23 protein-coding genes are annotated in these 26,842 nt (G+C 32.3%); 3 read left to right on the top strand and 20 right to left on the bottom strand.

The window, feature by feature from the left end; translation table 11 throughout:
- The first annotated feature begins 88 nt into the window (after nt 1-88).
- Complete coding sequence (gene ftsW / locus OQH62_RS00315) at nt 89-1,252, top strand: putative lipid II flippase FtsW (RefSeq protein ID WP_266012325.1); 1,164 nt, start codon at nt 89-91, stop codon at nt 1,250-1,252.
- Complete coding sequence (locus OQH62_RS00310; protein ID WP_266012570.1) at nt 1,246-2,259, top strand: UDP-N-acetylglucosamine--N-acetylmuramyl-(pentapeptide) pyrophosphoryl-undecaprenol N-acetylglucosamine transferase; 1,014 nt, start codon at nt 1,246-1,248, stop codon at nt 2,257-2,259. The genes ftsW and OQH62_RS00310 overlap by 7 nt, the downstream gene beginning before the upstream one ends.
- 32 nt (nt 2,260-2,291) lie before the next feature.
- Here the strand turns inward: OQH62_RS00310 and ccsA are convergent, their stop codons facing one another.
- The 15 genes from ccsA to mapA all read right to left on the bottom strand — a co-directional run bounded on the left by ccsA (nt 2,292) and on the right by mapA (nt 19,007).
- Complete coding sequence (ccsA, locus tag OQH62_RS00305; RefSeq protein WP_266012323.1) at nt 2,292-5,525, bottom strand: cytochrome c biogenesis protein; 3,234 nt, start codon at nt 5,523-5,525, stop codon at nt 2,292-2,294.
- Between the two features lie 6 nt (nt 5,526-5,531).
- Nucleotides 5,532-6,227: an ABC transporter ATP-binding protein gene (locus tag OQH62_RS00300; RefSeq protein WP_266012321.1), complete on the bottom strand. Its 696-nt coding sequence runs from the start codon at nt 6,225-6,227 to the stop codon at nt 5,532-5,534.
- A complete protein-coding gene (locus tag OQH62_RS00295; RefSeq protein ID WP_266012319.1) occupies nt 6,214-6,984 on the bottom strand; it encodes an ABC transporter ATP-binding protein in 771 nt (256 codons plus the stop codon). Before OQH62_RS00295 ends, OQH62_RS00300 begins: the two co-directional genes overlap by 14 nt.
- Nucleotides 6,981-8,018, bottom strand: coding sequence for a branched-chain amino acid ABC transporter permease (locus OQH62_RS00290; protein WP_266012306.1), 1,038 nt, complete (start codon nt 8,016-8,018; stop codon nt 6,981-6,983). Before OQH62_RS00290 ends, OQH62_RS00295 begins: the two co-directional genes overlap by 4 nt.
- On the bottom strand, nt 8,018-8,914 hold the full coding sequence (locus OQH62_RS00285) for a branched-chain amino acid ABC transporter permease (protein WP_266012568.1): 897 nt from the start codon (nt 8,912-8,914) through the stop codon (nt 8,018-8,020). The genes OQH62_RS00290 and OQH62_RS00285 overlap by 1 nt, the downstream gene beginning before the upstream one ends.
- A gap of 18 nt (nt 8,915-8,932) precedes the next feature.
- The gene (locus OQH62_RS00280) at nt 8,933-10,045 is read right to left on the bottom strand and encodes an ABC transporter substrate-binding protein (protein ID WP_266012304.1); all 1,113 of its coding nucleotides are present in this window, start codon (nt 10,043-10,045) and stop codon (nt 8,933-8,935) included.
- 13 nt (nt 10,046-10,058) lie between these two features.
- On the bottom strand, nt 10,059-11,174 hold the full coding sequence (locus tag OQH62_RS00275; protein WP_266012302.1) for an ABC transporter substrate-binding protein: 1,116 nt from the start codon (nt 11,172-11,174) through the stop codon (nt 10,059-10,061).
- A gap of 21 nt (nt 11,175-11,195) precedes the next feature.
- Entirely contained in the window at nt 11,196-11,621 is a 426-nt protein-coding gene (locus OQH62_RS00270) for a c-type cytochrome (RefSeq protein WP_266012299.1), read from the bottom strand.
- A gap of 172 nt (nt 11,622-11,793) precedes the next feature.
- Nucleotides 11,794-12,843 carry an aspartate-semialdehyde dehydrogenase gene (locus OQH62_RS00265; RefSeq protein WP_266012297.1) on the bottom strand — a complete coding sequence of 350 codons (1,050 nt, stop codon included), beginning with the start codon at nt 12,841-12,843 and terminating at the stop codon, nt 11,794-11,796.
- Between the two features lie 2 nt (nt 12,844-12,845).
- Nucleotides 12,846-14,135 (bottom strand): sigma-54-dependent transcriptional regulator, encoded by a 1,290-nt coding sequence (locus OQH62_RS00260; RefSeq protein WP_266012295.1) that lies wholly within the window; start codon nt 14,133-14,135, stop codon nt 12,846-12,848.
- A gap of 51 nt (nt 14,136-14,186) precedes the next feature.
- On the bottom strand, nt 14,187-14,636 hold the full coding sequence (locus OQH62_RS00255; protein ID WP_266012293.1) for a hypothetical protein: 450 nt from the start codon (nt 14,634-14,636) through the stop codon (nt 14,187-14,189).
- Nucleotides 14,612-15,118 carry a flagellar assembly lipoprotein FlgP gene (flgP, locus tag OQH62_RS00250; protein WP_266012291.1) on the bottom strand — a complete coding sequence of 169 codons (507 nt, stop codon included), beginning with the start codon at nt 15,116-15,118 and terminating at the stop codon, nt 14,612-14,614. Before flgP ends, OQH62_RS00255 begins: the two co-directional genes overlap by 25 nt.
- 76 nt (nt 15,119-15,194) lie before the next feature.
- Nucleotides 15,195-17,756, bottom strand: coding sequence for a DNA gyrase subunit A (gyrA, locus tag OQH62_RS00245; protein WP_266012289.1), 2,562 nt, complete (start codon nt 17,754-17,756; stop codon nt 15,195-15,197).
- Nucleotides 17,757-17,796: 40 nt separating this feature from the next.
- A complete protein-coding gene (locus OQH62_RS00240; protein ID WP_266012287.1) occupies nt 17,797-18,372 on the bottom strand; it encodes a ComF family protein in 576 nt (191 codons plus the stop codon).
- Complete coding sequence (gene mapA / locus OQH62_RS00235; RefSeq protein ID WP_266012285.1) at nt 18,369-19,007, bottom strand: outer membrane lipoprotein MapA; 639 nt, start codon at nt 19,005-19,007, stop codon at nt 18,369-18,371. Before mapA ends, OQH62_RS00240 begins: the two co-directional genes overlap by 4 nt.
- Before the next feature lie 249 nt (nt 19,008-19,256).
- Between mapA and OQH62_RS00230 the strand changes: the two genes are divergently transcribed.
- Complete coding sequence (locus OQH62_RS00230) at nt 19,257-20,618, top strand: SLC13 family permease (RefSeq protein WP_266012283.1); 1,362 nt, start codon at nt 19,257-19,259, stop codon at nt 20,616-20,618.
- A gap of 189 nt (nt 20,619-20,807) precedes the next feature.
- On the opposite strand, the gene lepA is transcribed toward OQH62_RS00230, so the two are convergent.
- The 5 genes from lepA to OQH62_RS00205 all read right to left on the bottom strand — a co-directional run bounded on the left by lepA (nt 20,808) and on the right by OQH62_RS00205 (nt 26,841).
- On the bottom strand, nt 20,808-22,598 hold the full coding sequence (gene lepA / locus OQH62_RS00225; protein ID WP_266012281.1) for a translation elongation factor 4: 1,791 nt from the start codon (nt 22,596-22,598) through the stop codon (nt 20,808-20,810).
- 782 nt (nt 22,599-23,380) lie between these two features.
- The gene (locus OQH62_RS00220; RefSeq protein ID WP_266012279.1) at nt 23,381-23,512 is read right to left on the bottom strand and encodes a hypothetical protein; all 132 of its coding nucleotides are present in this window, start codon (nt 23,510-23,512) and stop codon (nt 23,381-23,383) included.
- Nucleotides 23,513-23,726: 214 nt separating this feature from the next.
- On the bottom strand, nt 23,727-24,680 hold the full coding sequence (gene lpxD / locus OQH62_RS00215; RefSeq protein ID WP_266012277.1) for a UDP-3-O-(3-hydroxymyristoyl)glucosamine N-acyltransferase: 954 nt from the start codon (nt 24,678-24,680) through the stop codon (nt 23,727-23,729).
- The gene (ilvN, locus tag OQH62_RS00210; protein WP_266012275.1) at nt 24,677-25,141 is read right to left on the bottom strand and encodes an acetolactate synthase small subunit; all 465 of its coding nucleotides are present in this window, start codon (nt 25,139-25,141) and stop codon (nt 24,677-24,679) included. The genes lpxD and ilvN overlap by 4 nt, the downstream gene beginning before the upstream one ends.
- Entirely contained in the window at nt 25,138-26,841 is a 1,704-nt protein-coding gene (locus tag OQH62_RS00205) for an acetolactate synthase large subunit (RefSeq protein WP_266012273.1), read from the bottom strand. The genes ilvN and OQH62_RS00205 overlap by 4 nt, the downstream gene beginning before the upstream one ends.
- Nucleotide 26,842 lies beyond the last annotated feature (1 nt).

Raw genomic sequence — 26,842 nt, 5'->3', positions numbered from 1 at the left:
AAAATAAGCTTAGAAAATATTAGCAAAAAATTTAATTTATTTTCGTTATAATAAAATCTTCTTAATTTTTAGCTAAAAAGCAGGTGAAATGGTAGCTGACAAGAAATTGTTTTATTTAAGCTGTGTTTTGATTATTATAGGCATAGTATTTTCATATTCTCTTACTGCTTTTACAGTACTTTATTTTAACTATAACGAATTCCATTTTTTTATACGCCAACTCTTTTTTGGAGTAAGTGGTATTATGATTATGTTTTTCATTTCTCGTTTTGAACCAGAACAAAAGAATGCAAAGAGAATTCTTCTTGCTCTTTTGCTGTTTTCTTTTCTTTGTATCCTTGTTTTACCTTTTTTACCAGAGTCGCTTGCTACAACAAGTGGTGGTGCAAAAAGATGGATACGAATTGGGATAGTGTCTCTTTCGCCTATGGAATTTTTTAAAATAGGTTTGATTTATTTTTTAGCCTGGAGTTATACACGACGCATTGATGAAAGTAAAAAAGCCATCAAGCACGAAATTCTTATTCTTTTACCTTACTGTATAGTCGCAAGCATAGTTATAGGATATATTTATATAACGCAAAATGATTTGGGTCAAAGTGTTATTTCTTTCTTTCTTATTCTTGCTCTTGCTTTTTTTGCTGGGGCAAGTAAAAGACTTTTTGCTTTTGGAATTTTATTTATTATGATGGTTGGTATAATGGTTATCTTTAGTAATCAACGCAGAATTCAAAGAATTGTAAGTTGGTGGAGCAATATACAAGATGCTTTTTTGCCTATGTTGCCTGATGTTTTAGCTAATGTTCTACGCGTTAGTGGCAATAGCGAGCCTTATCAAATTTCTCATTCGCTGAATGCTATTGCTAATGGAGGTTTTTTTGGTGAAGGATTAGGGCTTGGTACTTTTAAGCTTGGTTTTTTAAGTGAAGTGCATACTGATTTTGTACTTTCCGGGATAACAGAAGAAATAGGATTTTTAGGACTCGGGATTATTTGTTTTTTATATTTTTGGTTGATTTTAAGAATTTTTCGCATAGCTGGACGTTGTGAAAAAAAAGAAGACTTTATTTTTTGTTCTGGAATAGCTTTGCTCTTGCTTTTTTCTTTTTTTATGAATGCTTTTGGAATTATCTCTCTTACTCCTTTGAAGGGGGTTGCTGTGCCGCTTTTGAGTTATGGTGGAAGTTCTATGTGGGCAATTTGTGTAGGGCTTGGATATGTCTTAATGATTTCAAAAAAGGTTGTATTATGATAGCTTTAACAGGTGGAGGTACAGGAGGACATTTAAGTATAGTACGTTCCTTGCTTTTAAGTGCTTTAAAAAGAGGTTTGGACTGTATATACATAGGAAGCGAAAATGGACAGGATAGGGTTTGGTTTGAAAATGAAAACAATTTCAAAGCAAAATATTTTTTAAACTCTAAAGCCGTTGTAAATCAAAATCTGTTAAAGAAAATGAGTTCTTTTCTTTCTATTGTTATGCTTTCAAGACAGGTTCAAAAAATTCTCTTAAAGCATAAAATCAAGGCTGTTTTTAGTGTAGGCGGTTATAGTGCTGCTCCAGCTTCTTTTGCAGCTTTAATGAGCGGCATTCCACTTTTTATTCACGAGCAAAATTCAAAAAGTGGAAGTTTAAACACTCTTTTAAAACCTTTCTGTAAAGGTTTTTTTAGTGCTTTTGAAAAAGAATACACTCCTTATCCAGTGAGTGAAAATTTTTTTCAAAATGCTAGAGTAAGAAGAGAACTAAAAAGAGTAATATTCTTAGGAGGTTCAGCGGGGGCAAATTTTATTAATTTACTTGCTCTTCAACTTGCCCCTATGCTTGATAAACAAGGTATTGGTATAATCCATCAATGTGGAAAAAATGATTTTGAATTGTGTCAAAAAACATATGAAGAATTAGATATTGAAGTGGATTTATTTGACTTTCATCATCAACTAGAAGAAAAAATGGTTTTAGCTGATTTAGCTCTTTCTCGTGCAGGAGCTAGTACCCTTTTTGAGCTTTGTGCGAATCAACTTCCTTGTATTTTTATCCCTTATCCTTACGCAGCAAAAAATCATCAATTTTTCAATGCAAAATTTTTACAAGAGAGGAATTTATGCTGTATTTTTTTACAAGAACAGGCAAAATGTCAAGATGTTTTTAAAGCAATTCTTAATTTTAACATACAAGAATGCTCTGAAAATTTAAGCCAAATAGTCCAAAAAAATGGAGCTGATATTTTACTTGAAAAAACTTTTCAATTTTTGTAATTGCAAGAGTTTTGAGTAGTAGCTGAATCAATTTACAGCTTAGCTACCAAATCTCTTTTTCTTCTTGCTAAAAGTATTATAAGAATCATAAGAGCAAAACCCCAATATACATAATCAGGTATTTGAACAGCTTCACCAGCTGCATAAGAATGCAAACCTACTAAAAAGTAATTTACTCCAAAATAGGTCATAATAATAGCCCAATATGCAAGCATACTCCACATTGCGAAAATAAATTGATTTGAATATTTTGGAATCATTCGTATATGCAGTGTAGCAGCATAGACTAGTATGCTAATTAAAGCCCAAGTTTCTTTAGCATCCCAACTCCAATATCTTCCCCAGCTTTCATTTGCCCAAATAGCACCTAAAAAATTTCCAACTGTTAAAAGACAGAGTCCTAAAATCATAGCCATTTCGTTAATACGAGTTGCTTCTGTAATATTTCTTAATATATTTTCTTGATTTTTTCCATCTTTTTTAAGAAAACACATTAAAACTAAAGTAAAAATTCCTAGCAAGGCACAAAGTCCTAAAAAACCATAGCTTGCAGTGATAACTGAAACGTGAATGCTCAACCAATACGAGTTTAAAACAGGAACTAAATTTGTAATTTGTGGATTCATCTCACTTAAATGTGCTACAGCTAAAACAATACCAGCGAGTATAGAAGTGAGTGAAAGGGCAATAGGGCTTTTGCGAGAGAAGAAAATACCAGAAAGTGCTAGAGCCCAAGAGATGTAAATCATACTTTCATAACCATTACTCCAAGGAGCGTGCTCTGCTAAGTAGGCACGTAAAACAAGCCCTAAAGTATGGATACAAAAGGCTAGTATATTCAAAAAATAAACAAATGAAAAAATATGTGAAATTCGAAGTTTTGGCTTAATCATCTTTGCAAAGACAAGTGCTAGCAATAAAAAACCAGCTAAGAGATATACAGGAATGAGTTTGACAAAAAGTTCTAAATTATTGACAAGAATTTCAGTGGTAATTTTTGTTGTATTTGGCATTACCTGATATCCCACTTTTTCTTGATACTGTTTAATAAGATTTAAACCTAATTCTGCTTTACTCCAGTTGTTATCTGTAAATGCTTGTTCTACTGAACTGAAATAGTTTCTAATTAAAGCAAGTACAAACTGCCCTTCTTCGCCTTTGAGCGTAGTTAAAGCAATGAAAGGCGAGAGCCAAGTATTACTTTGATTGTTCTGTTGCGGAATGATTTTAAAAAGCTCTCCTCTAAAGACCAGATTAACAATATTAGCTCTTTCGTCAAGATATAAAAGTTCTTTATCTAAAATTCCTCTTGCGTTAGGGCTTTTGCGGTTAGCATTTTCAACATATTTTTGGAGTTTATAATTTCCTTTTGTATCAAAAAAATCTCTGTAAGAGATATAATTTGCACTTTGAATATCTAAAATTCGAGCAATCTCATCTCTTGCTGTTTTATTTTTTGGCATTATGATAAAGGGTTCTTTCTCCCATTTTTCAACATCAATTAACATAGAAAGCATTATAGCATTGGCATCTTGTCCTTTATAATGTGTGCTTTTGTGGATTTTTTCTAAAATTTCTTTTGCTAAAGTATCAAAAGGTGCCATTCTGCCATCTGATGATTTTTGCACTACCAAAGAGGCTAGATTTTTAGAATGTTCTTTGTCAATATGAGGCAAATCTTGCGCCAAACTTGTATTGTTTAGAAGTACTATACAGGTTAGTATAAACATACAGGTAGAATGCTTTAGCACGTCTTTGTTGATGAGTTTTGCTAGAGTTTGGAAACGTGAATGAGGATTGAGAAAATTGAAAAACATTCCAAGACAGAGTAAAAAATACCCTATATAGGTTGGAATTTTACCCGGGTCCTTATTGACAGAGAGTATAGTGCCTTTTTCATCTTGATCGAAAGAATCTTGATAGAAACGGTAGCCTTTATAGTCTAAAACATTATTCATAAAAATTCTATAATCAAAATCCTTGTCTTTATCTTTTATTGTAACTTCACTCGCATATGAAGCCGGTGATAGAGAACCGGGATATCTTTGAAGTTCAAAATCTTTTAAGTATATTTTAAAAGGCAATTCTTTGAAAGAGGAATTCCAAGAGATAAAGAATTTTTGTCCTTGAAGTTCTGTAATTAAGGGTTTTTCATATTCAAAAATATCTATTTCTTTTGTCTCTCCTTTATAAGAAAGTTCAAGTTTTAATGCATTCTTTCCTTTAAGTTCTAAGGCTTGATATTCAGTACTCATAGCAAAATTTTTTAATGGTAAAAGTGCAGAAGCTTTCCAGTGTTGAGGTTCGCCAAAAAAGGAGACAAGTAGAGTTCTTGCAAACTCTAACCAAATGCTTTTAAACCATAAGAAAAAATTTTCATCTTGCGGTCTGTTTGCACCTACAAGTTCTTCGCTTGTATGTAAAGAAACTGTTTTTATGACAAAATTTAAATTCTGAAGTTCATACAGTCTTCTTTCCTTAGCATCGACTTTTTCTTTAGCTTTTAATTGTCCATTTTCTCCATTTGCCATAGTTAAGAAATCCAAATTTTCACTTGAGCTTAATTGTAAATTCTCATCAATCTTTACAAAAGGAGCTTTGAGTTCGCTATTTAAAAAGCCAAAATTGACACCTTGTATATTTTTTACCTCTCCTTGTTGAAATTTTAATTCTTCTCCTTGAGACCCTTTTTTTGAAAGCATAAGTACAAGTAAAGGTTGTGCTGTGCTATCTTCTTTGTATTCGTATTTTGCGTCTAGGATCAGGTCTTTATAACTTAAAGATGCTTTTTCATCTCCCATATTTAAATGAAGTGTAAAAGAATTCGCAAAAGGTAAAACTCCTATGTATCGGTCATTTAGTGCTAAGTAACGTTGTCCGTCTTTAATGGCTGAGATTCGTAAAGAAGTTTTTGTGCTTTGTACGACAGAATTTTGGGTGTTTTCTCGTATAGGAAGTTTTCCTTCAAATCCTCCATAACGTGTTATCCCAGAGCCGATGAGTATGAAAAGAAAAGAAAGATGAAAGGTGATTACAGGAAGTTTTTTAAGTTGAAACATTTTGTAACGGAACATTCCGCATAATAAATTAACGCCCAGTAAAATTTGAATATATTCAAACCAAAAAGTATCATATATCATAGCCCAAGCTGTAGGAGTTCCATAAGCACTTTCTATGAAAGTTGCTAAAGCACATAAGAGTGCAAAGAGTAAGAATAAAATTATGGAGATTTTTAAATCCCCGACGCTTTTTATAATATTTTTCATTGTGTTTTACATCCCTAGATATTTTTTTCGAATTTCATTATTATGAATAAGTTCTTCAGAACTTCCTTGCATTGTTATAAGTCCATTTTCCAAAACGTAAGTATAATCACTAATTTTTAATGCAGCATACGCATTTTGTTCAACCAAAAGTATAGTAATGCCTTGTTCTTTGAGTCGTGTTATAATATCAAATACCTCCATAGCGATTTTAGGTGCAAGTCCTAAAGAAGGTTCATCAAGCATTAAAAGTTTCGGCTCATTCATAAGAGCTCTTGAAATGGCAAGCATTTGAGCTTCTCCTCCGCTTAGCATAGCTGCAAGATTTTTCTTTTTGCTAGCAAGTCGCGGAAAGAGTTTGTACATTTGTGTTTTGAGGTGGGCATAGTTTTCGCTATTATTGAAGGCGCCAATTTTTAGATTTTCTTCGACGCTTAAATTTGCAAAAATGCGTCTGCCTTCAGGTACTAAACTTATACCATTTTTTACTAAAGTATGTGTTGAATGTCTGCTTGTTTCAAAACCTAAAAAATTGATTTCCCCTGTTCTTTTAACAGCGTTTAAAATAGCATTAAGCGTAGAGCTTTTGCCAGCTCCATTTGAACCAATAAGCGAAACAATACTGCCTGTTTGAATTGTAAAATCAATGCCTTTTACAGCTTCAATAAGGCCATAATAAACATGTAAATTTTTAACTGCTAACATTAAAGTCCCCTAAATAGGCGGCTATAACTTCTTTTTGTTGTACAGCTTCATCTAATCTGCCTTCAAAAATCATTTTTCCGTAATCAAGTACTACAACTTTGTCGCATAATTTTCCAACAAATTTCATATCGTGCTCAATCAGTAAAATAGCAATTTTATATTTTGTTCTTAAATGTAAAAGAAGTTCAGCCAAATCATTACTCTCTTTACTATTCATTCCAGCAGCAGGTTCATCAAGTAAAAGCAAGGAGGGATTTGTAGCCATAGCCCTTGCAAGTTCCACTTTTCTTTGTTGTCCATAGCTTAAATTCACAGCTTTAAGTTGGGCAAATTCATTCAACCTAAGTTCATCTAAGAGTTCTAAAGCTTTTTGTGTGAATTGTTTTTCTGTTTTTTTAAAACGACCTAAATGTAAAAAAGCTTCTATAACGTTGTATTTGATTTGATGATGAAAACCTATAAGTACATTTTCTAATACAGACATACTTGAAAAAAGTCTTATGTTTTGAAAAGTTCTTGCTATGCCTAAATGTACTATTTTATGTGGTTTTAAATGAGTGATATTTGCATCTTTGAAAAAAATTTGTCCGCTTGTGGCTTTGTAATTGCCTGTGATGATATTAAAAAGAGTAGTTTTTCCAGCTCCATTAGGACCGATTAAGGCAAGAATTTCTTGTTCATTTACACTAAAAGAAGTATCGTTGATAGCTTTGACTCCACCGAAACTTTTTGAAATATGTTCTACTTTTAAAATCATTCCTTTCCTTTGAAATGTTTTTTAAGAGAAAGAAAAATATCGATGAGTTCTTTGTCTTTCATTATTCCTTTTCTTGCAAAAAGCATTACCAAAATAAGAATAAGAGAAAATATAAGCATTCTAAAACCCGGCATTGCTTGTATTTGATAACCAAAGATATTCATATTTTCATCTAAGAAACGTAGCCATTCTTTGCCACCTATAATTAAAACAGCACCTAAAACAGCACCAGTTGTAGAACCAAGCCCCCCTAAAACGATAATAATAAGAAGCAGAAAAGTCAGTTCAAATCCAAATTGTTCCGGTGAAACAGTACCTAAAAGGCAGACCAAAAGTCCACCTCCTATGCCTTCTAAAAAAGCTGAAGTTCCAAAAGCGAGAGTTTTAATCCAAAAAGTGTTAATTCCCATAGCACTTGCAACATCTTCATCGTCTCGCACGGCTTTCATTGCTCTACCGAATTTTGATGAAACTATATTCAAAATTACAATCACGCTAATAATAGCTAAACAACCTATATAGTAGATATTTGAAAATTGAGGAATATCAACAAGCCCTCTAGAACCATTTGTAAAAGTTGGAAAACTAAGAGCTAAAAGTTTAATAATAATACCAAATCCTAAAGTTACAATAGCTAAATAATCACCTCTGACACGAAAAACAGCAAAAGAAAGTACAAGAGATAAGAAACAAGCACCTATTCCAGCGGCAAGCAAAGCTACAATAAAGCTTGAAGAATGGAGATTTAAAATAAAAGGATTAATACCTACATAATAAAATTGTTCGTTTTTTGCCTCTGTGCTTAAAAGAATAAGAGCTGCAATGTACGCTCCCACAGCTATAAAACCATTAGGTTCTAAAGAAAATTGACCTGTAACACCATTAATAAGATTGTAGCTTGCAGCAAATATTATAAAAATAGCTATTTGATTAATTATACTCATACCATAATCGCTAAAAATATAAGGACAAATAAAGAGAAAACCAAGAGACATAAAGAGGAAGAGTAAATGTAAAAGAGTATTTTGCTTCATTAAAACCTACTTTTCTCAAAGTTAATACCTAAAATTCCTGTTGGTCTGAAGAGTAAAATAAAAACAAGAAAAATAAAAGCAAAAGCATCTTTAAAACCAGAAAGTTCTGGAAAAAAAGCTACAGCTATAACCTCACTTAGTCCTATAATAAGTCCTCCTAAAACAGCCCCAATTACTGAGCCTATTCCTCCCAAAACAGCAGCTGCAAATGCTTTTAAACCCATCAATGTTCCCATAGTTGGTTCGACAGAATAATAATTGACAGACCAAAATATACCACCAATAGCAGCCAGAGCAGAACCTAAAGCAAAAACTATGGCTATAATTAAATTTGCATCAATTCCCATTAGATGTACTGTTTTAACATCAAAAGCCAAAGCACGAATAGCTACACCATATTTACTTTTATGCAAGATAAAAAGTACAAAGAACATAATAATTAGAGTAATGATTGGTACAAGTATGCTTCCTAAAGAGAGTTTGATTTGTCCAAAGCTGACAAGTCTTTCAAGTAAATTTGGTACAGGAAAAGTTTTAGGTTCTGAAGTAAAGAGCATATTAAAGAGATTTTGTAGGAAGAAACTTATTCCTATGGCTGTGATGAGTAGAGAAATGCGCGGAGCTTCTCTTAAAGGTTTATAAGCTATTTTATCAGTTATTATACCTATGAAAGCAGCAAAAATCATTGCTAATGATACAGCACTCAAGAAAGGTATATTTAAATTGCTAATGCAAAAAAGTGCTACATAAGCACCAACCATCATAATATCACCGTGGGCGAAATTAATCAATCTTAAAACACCATAGACCATAGTATAACCGGTGGCGATGAGGGCATACATACTTCCTAAGCTCAAACCGTTAATGAGTTGTTGTAAAAATAAAACGAAATCTATACTCATATACAATTTTCCTTAAGGATTTATAGTATCTTTGTAACTTTGTTTTTGATTTTTTATTTCCTTTACAACAACAGAACGTATCGCATTACCGCTTTTATCTATACTGATTTTGCCAGTTACACCTTCAAAATTCTGTGTTTTATGAATTGCATTGTTGATACATTCGCTTGTGAGGGTATTTGTACAAGTATTCATAGCTTCAAACATTACAAAATATGCATCAGCACCCATAGCCGTAAAATTTGGAACTCCTTTTGTATTTTTTTCTTTATTATAAAGGATAGTAAATTCTTTACCAAGCTGTGTGCTTGGATTGTCTGAATCGAAGCTGTCAGTGAAAATGAAATTTTCACCTGCATTTCCAGCTAAAGTAATGAAAGCCATATCAGCAACTCCATCAGCTGAACCCATAAGAGTATTTAAACCGGCATTTTTCGCTTGCCTAACAAATAAAGAAGCTTCATTATAGTACACAGGTATATAAATAAAATCTGCATTAAAGCTTTTGATTTGAGAGATGAGGGCTTTGAAATCTTTATTACCTGAGTTAATTGTGAATTTTTGAAGCACTGTTCCGCCTTGTGCTTTAAATTCTTGTTCGAAAGCCCTGCTTAAACCTAAAGAATAATCAGTGCTTTGATCTGTAATAATGATAGCTTTTTTTAAATCTAGTGTTTGATTTGTATATTTTGCTAAAGAAGAACCTTGAAAACTATCCATAAAACATACTCTCGAAGAATAACTTTTTTTTTCTAAAAGTTTATCTCCCGTGGCTGCTGGTGCTATAAGTGGAATTTTGTTTTGTTCGGCGACACGCATTACTTGCAGAGTGTTAGCCGTTACCATTTCTCCTATAAGTCCTAAGACCTTTTCTTGTGAAATGAGACGTTGTGTCCCGCTAAAGGATTCAAGTTTATCTGCTTTTGTGTCAATAATAACAAGTTTAATCTTGTCCCCATTTTTCAAATCCATTTGCATTGAATGAGCAAGTTTAATACCATCTAAAGCACTTTGTCCATAAGCGGCAGTAGTCCCGCTTAGCGGAAGAACTACGCCAAGTTTAACTTCGGCAGCGTTGAGACTTAATGCAAATAATATGTTAGCAAAGATTATACTTTTTTTCATTGCCACATATCCTTTAGGGGTTAAGAGTTGTTTTGTACTTTTGCTGTAAGTTTTGTATCTCTTTAATCACAACAGGACGTGCAGCATTACCTGTTTCATCAATATTTATAACACCGCCAACACCTTCAAAATTCTGTGTTTTATGAATTGCATTGTTGATACATTCGCTTGTAAAAGTATTTATACAAGTATTCATAGCATTGAACATTACATAATACGCATCAGCACCCATAGCTGAAAATGCAGGAAGTTCTTTTGAACCTTTTATTTTTTCATATGCTTTTATAAAGTCTTTTCCTCTTTGTGTCGTAGGATTATTATAATCAAAGCTATCTGTGAAAATAACACCATTTACTGCTTCGCCTCCAAGTTCAATAAAGGTTTTATTATTAATTCCATCTCCAGCTGTTAGAAGTGTATTAAAACCTACTTGTTTTGCTTGTCGTGCTATAAGAGCTGCTTCTGGATGATAAATAGGCATATAAACAAGATCTGGCTTGATATTTTTGAGTTGTGAAATGATAGCTCTGAAATCTTTATCACCTGAATTAATATTAATCTGTTTTACTATTTTGCCACCACTTTTTTGAAATGCTGTTTCAAAGGCTTTTGCAAGTCCTAAAGAATACACATTGCTTTGATCAACAATTAAGGCAGCATTTTTAAGACTTAATTCTTCAAAAACATAGATAGCAAATTTTTCTCCTTGAAAGCTATCTTGAAAACATACACGAGCAGCATATTTTTTCTTTTCTAAGAGTCTATCGCCTGAAGCTACAGGTGCAATGAGGGGAATTTGCTTTTCTTCTGCAATAGAAATAGCTTGGATAGTATTTGGAGTAATGGCTTCACCTATGAGCCCCAAGACTTTGTTTTGAGAGATAAGACGAGTAACACCATTAGATGTTTCTAATTTGTCTCCTTTTGTATCAACAGTGATAATTTTAATGCTATCACCATTTGAAAGCTTGGAATCTAGTTTGTTAGCAAGTTCTATACCATTTAAAACATCTTGTCCATAAGCAGCTAAAGGACCCGTAAGGGGCAAAACAACTCCTAAATTAATTTCTTTAGCATATAAAAGGCCGGCTAAAGTTAGAGTAGTGAGTGAGAAAAATATTTTTTTCATAACAATTCCTTTCTTTTGAATTTATTTAAGAAAAGTACCATTTTTAGTTTTTTTCAATGGTTCTTCAAAATCTTGTGCTTCAGTTTCTAGGGCAAAATCTTTTCCTTTAAGGTATGCGATAATTGTATCCATATCATTATGGCTTAAATTCTTTGCATATAAAGCCATTTGTACAGCACTTGCAGAATTCTTTGAATTGAGAGTGTAGTCAATTAATGCTGCTTTAAGTTCTCTTGCAGACATTTCTTGCAAAATCCTAGAGTTAGCTATACGTTTTTGACCCTGTTCCCCGTGGCAGGTGTTGCATTTTTTTTGGAAATATAATTTCTTAGCTTCAATCATATCATACTGTTTGTTTGAATCAAAAGTATAGTCAAAAAAAGATTTTAAGTTAATACCAAAGAGGGACATAATACAAATTCCGCTTAAAAATATCCAACGAAACATTTTTTTACCTTTTTATTTACTAAATTTCAAGTAATAATACCAATTTTGTAACACATTCATTTTTCACAAAGCTTTTTATAAAAATTTTTGTGAAATAAAATACATTATAGCAAAATAAAATAACTATATAAAATCACTATTTTTCATTTCGAGCTTTTGTATTAGCGAATTATTATTTTTTTTCTAATTCAAGCCACTTTTGTGCAATTCGAACAGCATTTGTCGCTGCGCCAACACGGATTTGATCAGCCACACACCAAAGATGAAGGATATTTTGAGCATACAAATCAGCGCGAATTCTACCAACATATGTTTCATTTGTGTTGCTTGTAAAAAGAGGCATAGGATATTTTTTCTTTTTAATATCATCAAACACTTTGACATTTGGTGCTTTTTTAAGGACTGCTCTTGCTTTTTGGACATCAATATTTTGTTTAAAATGTAAAGTAAGGGCTTCACTGTGGCTTCGCAATACGGGAACACGTACACAAGTTGCCGAAATTTCAAGTTCTTTGTGTAAAATTTTCTTGGTTTCATTGACCATTTTTAATTCTTCTTTGGTGTATGAATTTTCTTCGTTAAAAACATCAATTTGAGGGATGAGGTTTAAAGCCAAAGTGTAAGGAAAAGTTTTTGCTTTAAATTCATCAAGTTGAAAAGAAAAAAAACTTTGCATTGCTTTAATAAGTTCTTCCATTCCTTCTTTTCCTGCTCCACTTGCTGCTTGATATGTACTGACATCAACTCTTTTTAAATCAAAAACATCATCAAGCGGTTTTAAGATATGTACCATTTGAATTGTGGAGCAATTTGGATTTGCAATAATGCCTGTTTTTTTCCATAATTTAATATCATCGCCATTACATTCAGGTACGACTAAAGGTATATTGCTATCCATTCTAAAATGGCTTGTATTGTCAATTACTAAAGCTCCATATTTTACAGCATAATGAGCAAATTGTGCTGAAACTTCTCCTCCCGCACTAAAAAAAGCTATATCTATTGGATTTTCTTTAAAAATTTTTTCATTTAATTCTTGAATTTTGTAAGATTTTCCTTGAAAAAAAATTTCATTGCCTGCACTTTTTGCACTTGCTAAAGGCAGAATGCTTTTTACAGGAAAATCAAGCTCTTCTAGGATAGTTAAAAGCTCTTCTCCTACGGCACCAGTCGCACCAACAATAGCTATTTTCTGAGGAGTGAAAGTATTATTTTTTGACATTTTTATCCTTTGATATTGTATCTTTTTATTTTTTCATTTAAATTTTCAAGACTTATGCCTAAGGTATCTGCTGCTTGTTGTCTGTCAAATTGAACATTTTGTAATACTTCATAAAGTAATTCTTTTTCTAGATTTTTGAAATCTTTTTTTGGAGTTCTTGCTTCTAAGAATAGGTCTTTGCTTGAAATTTCATTTCCTTCGCTTAGGATACACGCTCTTTGTATGATAGATTTTAATTCTCTAATATTTCCGGGAAAATCATATTGAAGTAATGATTCTTCAGCTTCTTTGCTTAAGATTTTTTTTTCAAATTCATATTCTAAACAAGTTTGTTCAAGTACAATTTTTGAAATGCCTAAAATCTCCTCTTTTCTCTCTCTTAGAGGTGGAATGTGAATAGGGATGGTGTTTAAGCGGTAATATAAATCACTTCGAAACTCACCATTATGAATTTTTTGTTCTAAATTTGCATTTGTTGCACTAATGATTCTTACATCAATTTTTATAGGTTTTATTCCACCTAACCGTGTAATCTCCTTTTCTTGAAGAGCTCTTAAAAGTTTGGCTTGAATTTCATAAGGCATTTCGCCGATTTCGTCTAAAAAGAGCGTGCCTTCATTTGCTAATTCAAAAAGTCCTATTTTGGTTGTATTTGCATCGGTAAAAGCTCCTTTTTCAAAGCCAAAAAGTTCGCTTTCTATAAGATTAGCTGGAATGGCTGCCATATTAATAGCTATGAAAGGTTTCAAAGTTCTTTTGCTATTTTTATGGATATATTTTGAGAAAACTTCTTTACCCACTCCACTTTCGCCTATAAACATAACCGATACATCTGTTTTTGCAGCTTTCTGACTTAGAACTAGAGTTTGTTCTAGTTTTTCAGAAGTACAAAAAAAATCTTCATTGTTTTTTTGCGTATCTGTTTGTTTCTTGCTTGTTTTTTCTCGAATAATCTTTACACGTTTAATGGCTTGCACTAAGGTATTAATGTCAAAAGGTTTTGTAAGAAAGTCTTTAACGCCTAAACGTACAGCTTCTATTGCTCTATTAAGGGTTGCATTTCCTGTGATGATAATAAAATCGTACTTGTTTTGACAAGCTTTAACAAAATCAATCCCATCAAGCCCGGGCATATTAATATCTGTAATGATTAAATCTGTATCGTTATCTATTTTTTTTAAAGCTTCTGTGGCTGATTTGTAAGATTTGATCTTAAATTCTTTGTATTCGGCTAAGGCAATTTCAAGTGATTTTCTCATATTAATATCATCTTCAACTATGACCAAATTCATACAAAAACCTTTGCAATTTTTTGTCTCAATGATAGCAAAATGAACTTAAATTTACTTTTTTTGAATTTGATAAATAAGCACAGCGTTTTCATTAAATTCTATTGTAAAACGCAAAGGGAGAATTTTTATATATGTTTCATTATGTGCTTTAGCGAATTCTGTTTTTGTTATGTCTTTAACACTTACTTTAGCTCCAATAAAACAGTCGTTGAGTTCGTTTTTGTGCGCATTTAAGAATTCAAGTTTTCTTGTTTTTGGCATTTCATCATCAATCAGTCCTAATTCTGTACGTGGCAGAGTATGAATGTCTTTTTGAGTATAAAAAAGCTCACACAGAAATTCTCTTTGTTTCTCTTCGCTTTTTGTCATTGCTAAAGAGAGATTTTGACTTTGATGAAAAAGAATGAAATTTTTACTCGAAAGCTCAGCCCAAAAAATAAATTCATCTTGGGCAAAAAGCTTGAGATGAAAAAATATCAATATGCAAATAATTCTTTCCACTTGTCTGCATCGATTTTAAGCTCTACATTAACTCTATAAAGTCCTTGATTAAAATTCTCATCAATAACACTTGCATTTTTAATGAGTCCATTGACTTGTGCTGTAATAGTTGAACTTCTTAGCATAGCATCTTTTACTGTATCTTTGCCATTTACTTTGACACCATAAAGCTTACTTGCAAGCTGTCTGTAAGCGTCAGTTAAAGCTGCTCTTTTGGCTAAAGCTAAAGCTTGAGCTGTTGAAACAGTGTTAAGTGGAGCTATACCTTCACCAACTGCTGTAAAACTAAGCTCGCTTTCGCTTACATCAGGAGCAAGCATTTTCTCCTCTCTAATTATATCGCGCACATCATCTTTATCGACCTTTTGTACGATAACATCTGGATTTGTTGTATTGGTTGCACTTGAAGCATTTTTATTGATACTTGGAGTACATCCACCAAAAATAAATGCTATGACCAGCATAAAAAATAAATTTTTCATTGTTACACCTTCAAAATATTGTAATTACGAAATTAAAAGCAAAAATCGTTCCAATTTTGTACTTCTTAATTTACAATCAATTTTCATCGATTTCATTGTCATTGTCCTCTTTTGGGCATTTAGCTATACTCACTACTTCATCATTTTCCACATTGACGACAATCACTCCACTTGTATTGCGTCCCGCCTTGCGTATGCTTTGCATATCAACTCGAATCATTTTCCCGCTACTTGTTAAAGCCATTAAATCCATACTTTCATCGACAATTACTACACCAATAAGTTCTTTGGTTTTGTCGGTGAGCTTCATACAAATAACACCTTTTCCACCTCGGCTTTGAAGTCTATATTCTCCAGAATTTGTACGTTTTCCTATGCCTTTTGCACTAATACTCAAAACTTCTTGTTCATCATTTTCTACGACAACTGCTCCTACTAGTTCGTCATTTTTTTCTTTAAATTTAATAGCTGTTACACCTCGACTTACCCGACCAGTTTGTCTCACTTTAAAAAGTGGAAATTTGATACACATTCCTTTTTTTGTAACAGCAAAAAGCATTTTTCCGCTTTCGAATTCCTGTATAAGATTTTCCCCATCATTGTTTTGAATATCTTTTTCGTTGTCTGTGAATTCTTCGTCATTGTCAAATATATCTTCATTGCTGTCTTTTTGGACAATGATTGCAGTTACAAGTTCATCATCTTCATCAAGATTTATAGCCTTAACTCCTACACTTCGTATGTTTTGATATTCGCTGAGATTGGTTCGCTTTACAATGCCGTTTTTTGTAAAAAAGCATAAGGATTTGCTTTTGTCAAAATCTATTGTAGGAATAATTGCTCTGATTTTTTCTTCAGCTTGGAGATTGATTAAATTGACAACAGCCTTACCTTTAGCTATACGAGTACCTTCTGGAATTTTATAGACTTTAAGCCAGTAAAGCTGTCCTCGATCTGTTACGAACATTAAGGTATCGTGAGTATTTGCTGTAAAGAAATTTTCTATGAAATCATCTTCATAAGTGGTTATAGCAAGTTTGCCTTTACCTCCTCTTTTTTGTTTTTCATATTGTTTGCTTGGAACTCTTTTGATATATCCTCTATGAGTGATAGTTACGACCATATTTTCATTTGGTATTAAGTCTTCAATATCTATATCCTCATAATCATCTTCTATTTGAGTAATGCGAGGTACATCAAATTTTGCACGAATTTCTTCAAGCTCACTACGTATTAAATTTTCAAGCAAACTTTCGCTTTTTAAAATTTCGTCAAGTCTTGCTATTTCTTTAATGAGTTCTGCTAATTCATTTTCTATTTTTTCCCTTTCAAGACCGCTCAAACGACCAAGTTTCATATCTAAAATAGCATTCGCTTGTATTTCACTGAGCTTAAAATTTGAAATAAGTGCATTTTTTGCCTCTGTATTGTCAGGGCTGTTTTTAATTAAAGCAATAACTTCATCAATTAAATCAAGAGCAATTGTTAGACCTTCTAAAATGTGAGCTCTTGCTCTTGCTTTTTGAAGTTCAAAGAGAGTGCGTCTTATGATTACTGTTTTACGATGTGTTAAAAACAAATGTAATAATTCTTTTAGGGAAAAGATTTTTGGTTCTTTGTTGTGAATGGCAAGCATAATTACGCCAAAAGTACTTTCCATAGCAGTGGATTTAAATAAATTATTTAAAACAATTTCACTCATAGCGTCGCGTTTGAGTTCAATAACAACGCGTATTCCTTCTCTATCGCTTTCGTCTCTAATTTCTGAAATTCCTTCTATTTGTTTTTCTTTAACAAGTTCCGCGATTTGCTCAATAAGTCTTGCTTTATTGGTTTGATAAGGAAGTTCATCAATAACAATTATATCTTTGTTTGATCTTTTTTCTATATGAGTTTTTGCTCGAATTTTTATTCTACCGCGTCCTGTACGATAGGCTTCTATAATGCCTTTTTTTCCATAAATAATCCCAGCTGTTGGAAAATCCGGTCCTTTAATGTGTTGCATTAGATCTTCTAAACTTGCTTGTTTATTTTCAAGAAGGTGTAACAATGCATCAATGAGTTCATTGAGACTGTGTGGGGGTATGTTTGTTGCCATACCTACAGCAATTCCACTAGAGCCATTTAAAAGTAAATTAGGTACTCTGCTAGGTAATACATCAGGTTCATTTAAAGAATCATCATAATTTGGCACAAAATCAACAGTGTCTTTGTCTATATCTCTTAGCAATTCTTCAGCTAAGATAGTCATTCTTGCTTCTGTATAACGCATAGCAGCAGCCCCATCTCCATCGATAGAACCAAAATTGCCTTGTCCATCGATACTTGGGTAGCGCATTGAAAAATTTTGAGCCATACGTACAAGAGCATCATAGACAGCAGTATCGCCGTGAGGATGATATTTACCTATGACATCACCCACAATACGTGCGGATTTTTTATACGCACTTCGACTTCCAACACCAAGATCATTCATTGCATATAAGATTCTTCTATGTACAGGTTTTAAACCATCTCTTGCATCAGGTAAAGCCCGACCGATAATGACACTCATTGAATAATCAAGATAACTTGCTTTAATAGAAGTTTCTATATCTATAAGTTGGGTGTCAGAATTGTTATTAAAAATACTCTGCATATAAATCCTTATAATTAATCAAAAAATTTATTGTAACAAATTAAACTTTTGCATCAGCTAAAACCAAAGCAAAAAGTACACGAATCTTATTCTTTTCTAACACACTTTTTGCTTCAAGTAGACTCAAGCCAGTTGTAAGAATATCATCAACTAAAATGACAGGGTTTTTTATTTCTTTTAAAAGTTTGAAGTTTCTTTTATTTTTTTGACGAAAATCCAGACTTTTTCCGGAATATTTCACCTGATTTTGAGCTTGTAAAGCACTAAAAATAGGTTTGATAGTTTTGCTTTTTAAATATTTAGTTAAAATTGCTGAATGTGAATAAAGCGTATTTTCGACTCTATCATCTAAAGCAATCGCATTTATGCAAACTGGAGGATTGAAAAAATCCTTCAATTTAGCAAAACTTAATTGTGCTAAGGTATTGAATACAAAATACCCATAAAAATGATGTTTAGAATGTAAAAGGTGTTTAATTTCATAATATTTATAAAAAGAATACACCTTAAAATTGTTTTCAAGCTCTCTTTTTCCTAGAGACAATTCCTCAAGTTCTTTTATGCACCTATCGCAAAAAGACAAAAGTGTAAAGCTTTGGCAGTTGAAGCACTTCAAAGTTCGCTAATAATACTTGCTGCTTTATTTGCCATTTGTTTGATAAGCAAATGGGTATAAAAAGTAATTTCTTTTATATTCTTAAAACCTTCTACATCTTGTTTTGTACGTATAGTAAAATTTCTATCTTTATTAATATCACTGACTTTTAGCACTCCAACGAGTTTTGAATGCAAACCAGTTGAGTCTTTTCTTGCACTGTAAGCACTAAAGTTTAAATCTATTTTTGATATATATGGTGAATTATTTTGATTATTATCAACTATAACAATACCTCTTGCTTTGAGTTCTTGCTCAAGGTAGGTATAGAAAACAGCATTAAATTGCACATCAACAAAAAGTTTTTTGTCATTAAAAAGTAGAATTTTTTGATCTTCTTTTAAGTCATAAAAGCGGTGTAAATACACTTTTTTCAAGGCGATGTTTGTATCCAAAGTGCGTTTATTTGGACAACATTGAATCCCAATATCACTTACATACAAAAGCCCTTTAATTCGTGCTTCAAAACTACTATCAGTACTGCAAGGGGAACAAACGGTATTTTTAGAAATTTGATGAACCTGTGCGAAAGTACTTTTATTTGCACAAGCATTTAATAGTAAAGCTGATACAATAAGAATTATAAGATTTTTCATTCTCTTCTCCTTTTTCGAAGTTGTGAAATTGTAGTCAAAAATAAAGTAATTTTCAAGTTAGTATATAATTTTCTTAACTAATAAGAAAGTACTTTTTATAAAAAAGAATATCGGATAAAAGCAAAAGAGATTGTGTAATATTGTAAATTTTAAAAAAAACTTGCAAAAAAGAGCTTTCAAATCTATACAATCAAAGCAGCTTAATGTTATTATTGTAAATATTGAGATATAAAGAAAAAGGAGTTATTTGTGTCAAATCTTTTAAAAACAGCCATTGTTATTGTGGATATTATTATATTTTTTTTATTGCTTTGTTTTCTTCCTTTCGAACATAAAGTGAATTCAGGTCTTGCTATTTTAATTTTTGCAGCTGTTTTATGGCTTAGTGAAGCTTTACACGTTACCATCACATCGATATTAATTCCTGTTTTGGCTATAGGTACAGGCTTGTTAAGTACAAAAAATGCTCTTGCAAATTTTGCAGATCCAAATATTTTTTTATTTTTTGGTGGTTTTGCTTTAGCAGCGGCATTGCATTTTCAGCAGATTGATAAAATCATAGCTCAAAGATTACTTTATTTAGCTAAAGGCAATTTTGCTCTTTCTGTCTTGTCTATTTTTTTAGCTACTGCATTTTTATCAATGTGGATGAGTAATACAGCAACTGCAGCAATGATGCTTCCATTGACTATTGGGATTCTTTCTAAAATTGATGCAAATCGAAATACCTATGTTTTTGTTTTATTAGGAATAGCTTTTAGTGCTAATATTGGAGGTATAGGAACTTTAGTGGGAACACCTCCAAATTCTATTGTAGCTTCAAATTTAGGCATTACTTTTGCACAGTGGCTTTGGTATGGGATTCCTGTTGTACTTCTTTTTATGCCTTTAATGATTGCAGTATTGTATTTTGTACTAAGACCTAAATTGAACTATCATATTGATATAATGCGTAATGATGAAACTATTAAAATGAATTCTCAAAGGTATATTACTTTAGCAATTTTTGCTTTTATTGCTTGCTGTTGGATTTTTTCTGCTTATTTAGAGCCTTTTTTTTCAGCTTTAGCAGGACTTGAGAAAATAAGTTCATTTGATAGTGTTATAGCTCTATTGGCTGCTATTTTAGTATGTTCTTTTAGAGTGGTTGATTGGAAAACGATACAAAAAAATACAGATTGGGGTGTTTTAATGCTTTTTGGAGGTGGTATAACTTTAAGTTTCATTTTAAAAGATTCTGGTGCAAGTAAGGTAATGGCAGATGGAATGGTTGCTTTAGTTAAAAATACTAATTTATTTTTTGTAGCTCTTTTAGTTTCTTTGTTTATTGTTTTTTTGACAGAATTTACTTCAAATACGGCTTCAGCCTCTTTACTTGTACCATTTTTTATTTCCATAGCGGATTCTTTAGGCGTTTCAAGCTTAGCTCTTGCGTTGATTATAGGTATAGGTGCAAGTTGTGCTTTTATGCTTCCCGTAGCTACACCTCCAAATGCTTTAGTTTTTGGAACAGGTTATATTCAACAGACACAAATGATAAAAGTGGGAATATATTTGAATATTTTTTGTTCTTTAATTATTGCAATCTTGGCGTATTTCTTCTGGTTTTAACAAAGATGGGATATTTTGATTTGTTGTGTAAATGAGATAAAGGATTTGTTAGATATTAGCCCATTTTTGAAATTGAAAAAAGCATAGTCTGTATGCTAATAAGAAAATAAATCTTCAATTTCATTCTTTGGCATTGCTTAAAACAGATAAGTTGTTTAACTTGTAAAAATTGTATTTTATTTTAAACTTCTAATCAAGTTTTAACACGGTTAAAAAGGCTTCTTGTGGCAAACTGACTTTTCCTATAGCTTTCATTCTTTTTTTACCTTCTTTTTGTTTTTCGAGCAATTTTCTTTTACGTGTAATATCCCCGCCATAACATTTAGCTGTAACATTTTTACCCATAGACTTCACTGTTTCTCTAGCGATAATCTTACTTCCTATACTCGCTTGAATGGCTACTTCAAAAAGTTGTCTTGGTACTATTTCTTTCATTGCTTTTACAAGTTCCCTGCCTTTGTTTAAAGCTTTTTCTTGCGGTATGATGATGCTTAGCGCATCCACATTTTCTCCTGCTACTTTTATGTCAAGTTTCACTAAGTCTCCAATTCTTAATTCACTTGCTTCATAATCAAAACTTGCATAGCCCTTTGTTAAACTCTTAAGTTTGTCGTAAAAATCCATAACAATTTCATTAAGCGGTATATCATATTCAAGCAAAACACGTTCTGTGGTAATATAGTCCATTTTTGTTTGTACAGCTCTTTTTTTATTGAGTAGCGTGATGATATTTCCTAAAAATTCACTCGGAGTAATAATAGTAGCTTTAACATAAGGTTCTTTTATATATTCGATTTTGTTTGTAGGTGGCAGGTCGCTTGGATTGTGAATTTGCAGAAGTGTTCCATCTGTTTGATAAATTTCATAGGTAACACTTGGTGCTGTAGCTATAAGATCAAGTTTAAATTCACGTTCTAATCTTTCTTTGATCACTTCCATATGTAAAAGTCCTAAAAAACCAACTCTAAAACCAAAACCTAAGGCTGAAGAAGTCTCTGGTTCATACTTCAAAGAGCTATCATTAAGCTTAAGCTTATCTAAAGCTTCTCGTAAATCTTCAAATTTATCTGTTTCTATCGGGTATAGTCCTGCAAAGACGAAAGCCTTTGCTTGCTCAAAACCGCTGATAGCTTCTTTAGCTTTGTTTTTGTTTAAAGTAAGAGTATCGCCAACAGCAAGCTCTCCTAGTGTTTTAAGTCCTAAAACAACAATTCCCACTTCTCCAGAACTTAAAATTTGCGTGTGGATAGGATTTAAGGGATGAGGATATAATAAATCTTGAACAAGATATTTTTTTTCTGTACTCATTATGAAAACTTCATCATTTTTTGCAATGGTTCCTTCATAGATTCTTACCAAAGCCAAAGCTCCTAGGTAATTATCAAACCAAGAATCATAAATCAAAGCTTTTGTCGCAGCTTGATCATTATCTTGTGGAGCGGGAATTTTTTTAATAATGCTTTCAAGAAGTTCTTTTATACCTTCACCGGTTTTTGCACTTACACAAATAGCTTCAGTGCAGTCTATTCCTATAATATGTTCAATTTCATTCTTCACTCTTTCAATATTAGCAGAAGGCAAGTCAATTTTGTTAATTATAGGGAGAATTTCAAGATTGTTTTCTAGGGCTATATAAACATTTGCAATTGTTTGTGCTTGCACTCCTTGAGTTGCATCAACAACAAGCAAAGCTCCTTCACAGCTTGCTAAACTTCTGCTTACTTCATAAGAAAAATCCACATGACCTGGTGTGTCGATGAGGTTTAAAATGAAATTGTGCCCTTTATAGTTGTATTCGAGTCGTACAGATTGGGCTTTGATTGTAATGCCTCTTTCTTTTTCTATATCCATAGTATCCATTACTTGAGCACTCATCTCTCTGGAACTAATAGCACCGCATTCAGCAATGATTCTATCTGCAAGAGTGCTTTTTCCGTGATCTATATGAGCGATGATGGAAAAGTTACGAATATTTTTCATAATACATCCTAAAAAATAAAAAATTGTAACTTATATAAGGTTTAAAACAACTAAATTTGAAATTGAGTGTTGCTAAAATCTATTATAATTAAATTATATTTAGTTTGAGCAGAATGAAAATATCTCTTATAATGCTTTTACTTTTGTCTGTTTTTGATTCAAATTTGAAAGAATTGATTGCTTCGAGTTTAAAAATGAACAATATCTTATCAAGTAACTTGAATATATGAAGGGTATTTTGAAAAAGAAAATGTTTTTGCTTCTTATATGCTAAATATTAGTCTTAAAAATGGATATATAGCTATCCGCGAGAAAGTCTGTTTGCTTTCTTTTCGTTTCGGTTTTTGCTTTTTGATGAAGGTGGCAGAGGGTCGAGGTTAAATATGCTAGAGAGTCAAAAAAGGATCCTAGCGCTTTAATGCAAATCGAAAGCAAAAATTCTCTTGCTTTAAGTGTTACTTTAACATTTTAAATCTTAAAGAACTTCTCAAAGCAAATAAGCAAAAAGTTGTACTTTTGCAAAATTCTCTTTAAAGGCTTGAAAGATTTTATCAGGTTGAGCTGTCTTCAAAAGATAAATTCGAACTGAAGTTGCAGATTTAAATTTGTAAAAAGCAAAGATAAATATAGAATATACTTTGCTTGTCAAAAAAGAGTTGTAAGTATCTTATGATGGATTCTTGCAAAAAATATTTAAATTGGTGAGGGTGTTAGTGGTGTTAATGCACCATTTCTTTTAATCTTTCCTTACCCAAAAGACTAGAAGTGTATTTGTCAAAACTTCAGCATAAATTTTTTCGTATATTAGATTCTATACTTGGATAAATAAGTGCTATTGTACCACTTAAGATTGTAACATTGACATTAAGAGTGTAAGGGAATGTTTGTCTTTTACTTGATTTTATATTTTTCATCAAAACTTAAAACAAGTTTGCTTTGTGAAAAAGGAACAATTTTTATATAAGAATAATATTTTTGTGTGAAGCAGGATATGAAGTAAATTACTTATGGTAATAGCTATTATTTTCAGGCTTATAAACTCAACACTTTTAACTTTAGTTCTTGTTCCTGTATTGTTTAATTTCTGTTTTTTATTTGATAAAAGATAGAGAAATAGTTTCTTTAATCCTATTCTTTACAAATTTTTATAATTTTTGCTTGAATTTTAAGCCAATCTTTGTGCAGCATAGCAGGCGCACCTCCATAGACTTTTCCACCTTGTAAATTCTTGCTTACTCCACCTCTTGCGGCTATTGTGCTAAAATCGCCGATTTTAAGATGTCCGCTTGTACCGCTTTGACCACCCATTATCACATTGCGACCAAGCTCACTTGAGCCTGAAAGTCCTGTTTGAGCTACGATAATGCAATTTTGTCCTATATCGCAGTTGTGTCCAATCTGAACAAGATTATCTATTTTTGTTCCAGCTTGGATACGAGTTGAATCAAAAACAGCTCTATCAACAGTTGTGCACGCTCCTATTTCTACGCAGTCTTCCAAGATTACATTGCCGTTATGGTAAATTTTATAATGTTCCCCATTATTATTATGTGCATATCCAAATCCATCACTTCCTATAACACAATTTGCTAATAGATGGCATTTTTTGCCTATATGACAATCATTGTAAATGACGACATTAGGATGGATAATGCTTTCATCTCCTATGATGACATTATCGCCTATGAAAGCACCTGCCATTATTATTACATTCTCTCCTATTGTAATATTATTTCCTAGATACACATTAGGCATAATTTTTGCACTTTTTGCAATACTTTGTTTTTGAGGCAATTTTTCATTGATGAGTGTTTTTGCAAAAAGTTTGCTTAGCAAAGCAAAACTTAAACGAGGATTGGGGCTGATAAGAATTTCTGTATTTTTAGGAACAAGATTTTCATATTCTTTTGTAATTAAAATAGCTGCTGCGCTAGTACTTGGAATATCTTTTGCGTTTTTTTTATTTTCACAGTAGCTTAATTCTGTGAAGTTGGCTTTCAATAAAGAATTTAAAGCAGTAATTTCTTTATCAGCACCTCTGTATTCTAGGCTTAAAAATTCTGCAATTTCTTTTAATTTCATTTTATCTCCATTAAAACAGAACCACTTCGAACTGTGTCTGTTGGATTGTATTTTTTGATTGTTTTAAGAAAATTCTCAATCCGATTTGTATCATCAGCTACCATTACAAATAAGAAATTTTCATTGCTGTTCGCAATAGTACCATTATAAGCTTTTAAAACAGCATCAAGACCCCCTAAATTTTCATTTAAAGGAATTTTGACAAGAGCCATTTCTTTTTCTATAAAATCCTCACTTTCTATCACTTTGTAGGTTGGTATAAGTTTGTGAAGCTGTTTGACTATTTGTTCAAATACTCTTTCATCTCCGTAGGTTACTATATTCACTCTAGAAAATTCACTATTAGGCAAAGGAGCAACTGTAAGAGTATCTATATTGTATCCTCTACCTGAAAAAAGCCCTACAATTCGAGATAAAACTCCGTGTTCATTTAATACAATAGCTGATAAAACTCTTCTCATTGTATTTCCTTTGCTTTTGGTAAAATCATATTATAAATAGCCCCACCAGCTGGAACCATAGGTAAAACATCTTCGAATCTGTCTATGACAACATTTAAAAGGGCGGTTTTTTTTGCTTGTAAAGCTTCTTTGAAAGCCTGTCTAAATTCAGCTTTTGTATGAATGTGATAGCCTAAGCAGCCAAAACCTTCAGCAATTTTTATAAAATCAGGTTGTACTGTTAAGTCTGTTTCTGAAAAATGCTCTTGATAAAACATACTTTGCCATTGTCGCACCATACCTAAAAAAGCATTGTTGAGTATGATGTGTATAGTTGCTATATTATATTCATAAGCTGTTATTAATTCTTGTATATTCATTAAAACAGAGCCATCTCCGACAAAATTGACTACAATTTCTTTTTCTCCCACCGCAAGTTTTGCTCCTAAAGCAGCAGGTACAGAATATCCCATCGCCCCTTGTCCTCCGCTTGTAGCTAGCTGTCTTGGATAGTTAAAAGGGTAAAATTGTGCAACCCACATTTGATGCTGTCCAACATCAGTAATAATTCTTGCGTTTGGAGCGAGTTTTGCACTTTCCTCAATAATCCATTGTGGTTTTAGAATTTCGTCACTATCTTCATAACTTAATGGATAGAGTTTTTGATAGTGTGTTAGATTTTCAAGCCATTCTTGCGTTTGTGGAATAAAATCTTCTTTTTTTAACTCATTTAAAAGTTGTGTGATAACTTGCAAAATATCACCAACAACAGGAAAATGTGCATTAATGATTTTAGAAATAGAGCTTGGATCTATATCAATATGAATGATTTTTGCTTGTTTGGCAAATTCACTTGTTTTTCCGGTGATTCTATCATCAAACCTTGCTCCAATAGCTATAAGCAGGTCGCATTCGCTTATAGCCATATTTGCAGTGTAGCTTCCGTGCATTCCTGCCATTTTGAGATTGAGAGCATCATCATTTCGTAGAGTGCCTAAAGCCATTAAGGTTTCAATAGCTGGAATTTGTGTCAGTTTGACAAGTTCTCGTATTTTTTCACTTGCATTTGAAGAAATGCAACCTCCTCCAAGGTAAAACAAAGGCTTTTTTGCTTCTTTTAAGAGTTCAGCAAATTTTTTTATTTGTTTTGTGTTTCCTTTATAAACAGGTTTATAAGTTTTCATAATAAGTTCTTTAGGATAGTACCATTCACCTAAAACTGCACTTACATCTTTTGGAATATCAATGTGTACAGGTCCTTTTCTTCCTGTGTTTGCAAGATAGAAAGCTTCTTTTAAAATACGAGGTAATTCTTCTATATGGGTTACAAGATAATTATGTTTTACACAGGGACGAGAAATTCCTACTGCATCAATTTCTTGAAAAGCATCTGTGCCTATAAGAGAATTGGCTACTTGGCCGGAAATAAGTACTAAAGGAATAGAATCGCTGTATGCTGTAGCAAGTCCTGTGATGGTATTTGTAAAGCCTGGTCCGCTTGTAACGATGGCAACTCCAACTTTACCACTCATTCTTGCATATGCATCAGCAGCGTGTAAAGCAGCCTGTTCGTGCCTTACAAGTATATGTTTGAAGTATTTTTGTTTATAGATTTCATCATAAATATTTAAGGCTGCACCACCGGGATAGCCAAAAACAATCTGTACCTTTTCTTCTTTTAAGGCTTCGCAAATCATTGCAGAGCCGCTTATCTTTTTCATA

The organism is Campylobacter sp. MIT 21-1684 (assembly GCF_026241315.1).
Lineage (GTDB): Bacteria > Campylobacterota > Campylobacteria > Campylobacterales > Campylobacteraceae > Campylobacter_D.
Note: the sequence above shows the minus strand (reverse complement) of the source record. Positions and strands in the feature narration are given on the sequence as shown.

Excerpts from the sequence above, each read along its gene's own strand:
- OQH62_RS00275 (WP_266012302.1), bottom strand. The coding sequence starts at position 11,174 with ATGAAAAAAATATTTTTCTCACTCACTACTCTAACTTTAGCCGGCCTT.
- OQH62_RS00300 (WP_266012321.1), bottom strand. The coding sequence starts at position 6,227 with ATGTTAGCAGTTAAAAATTTACATGTTTATTATGGCCTTATTGAAGCT.
- OQH62_RS00270 (WP_266012299.1), bottom strand. The coding sequence starts at position 11,621 with ATGTTTCGTTGGATATTTTTAAGCGGAATTTGTATTATGTCCCTCTTT.
- lpxD (WP_266012277.1), bottom strand. The coding sequence starts at position 24,680 with ATGAAATTAAAAGAAATTGCAGAATTTTTAAGCCTAGAATACAGAGGT.
- gyrA (WP_266012289.1), bottom strand. The coding sequence starts at position 17,756 with ATGCAGAGTATTTTTAATAACAATTCTGACACCCAACTTATAGATATA.
- ftsW (WP_266012325.1), top strand. The coding sequence starts at position 89 with ATGGTAGCTGACAAGAAATTGTTTTATTTAAGCTGTGTTTTGATTATT.
- OQH62_RS00260 (WP_266012295.1), bottom strand. The coding sequence starts at position 14,135 with ATGAATTTGGTCATAGTTGAAGATGATATTAATATGAGAAAATCACTT.
- OQH62_RS00220 (WP_266012279.1), bottom strand. The coding sequence starts at position 23,512 with ATGAAAAATATAAAATCAAGTAAAAGACAAACATTCCCTTACACTCTT.
- OQH62_RS00280 (WP_266012304.1), bottom strand. The coding sequence starts at position 10,045 with ATGAAAAAAAGTATAATCTTTGCTAACATATTATTTGCATTAAGTCTC.
- flgP (WP_266012291.1), bottom strand. The coding sequence starts at position 15,118 with ATGAAAAATTTATTTTTTATGCTGGTCATAGCATTTATTTTTGGTGGA.
- OQH62_RS00265 (WP_266012297.1), bottom strand. The coding sequence starts at position 12,843 with ATGTCAAAAAATAATACTTTCACTCCTCAGAAAATAGCTATTGTTGGT.
- mapA (WP_266012285.1), bottom strand. The coding sequence starts at position 19,007 with ATGAAAAATCTTATAATTCTTATTGTATCAGCTTTACTATTAAATGCT.
- OQH62_RS00290 (WP_266012306.1), bottom strand. The coding sequence starts at position 8,018 with ATGAAGCAAAATACTCTTTTACATTTACTCTTCCTCTTTATGTCTCTT.
- OQH62_RS00205 (WP_266012273.1), bottom strand. The coding sequence starts at position 26,841 with ATGAAAAAGATAAGCGGCTCTGCAATGATTTGCGAAGCCTTAAAAGAA.
- OQH62_RS00295 (WP_266012319.1), bottom strand. The coding sequence starts at position 6,984 with ATGATTTTAAAAGTAGAACATATTTCAAAAAGTTTCGGTGGAGTCAAA.
- ccsA (WP_266012323.1), bottom strand. The coding sequence starts at position 5,525 with ATGAAAAATATTATAAAAAGCGTCGGGGATTTAAAAATCTCCATAATT.
- ilvN (WP_266012275.1), bottom strand. The coding sequence starts at position 25,141 with ATGAGAAGAGTTTTATCAGCTATTGTATTAAATGAACACGGAGTTTTA.
- lepA (WP_266012281.1), bottom strand. The coding sequence starts at position 22,598 with ATGAAAAATATTCGTAACTTTTCCATCATCGCTCATATAGATCACGGA.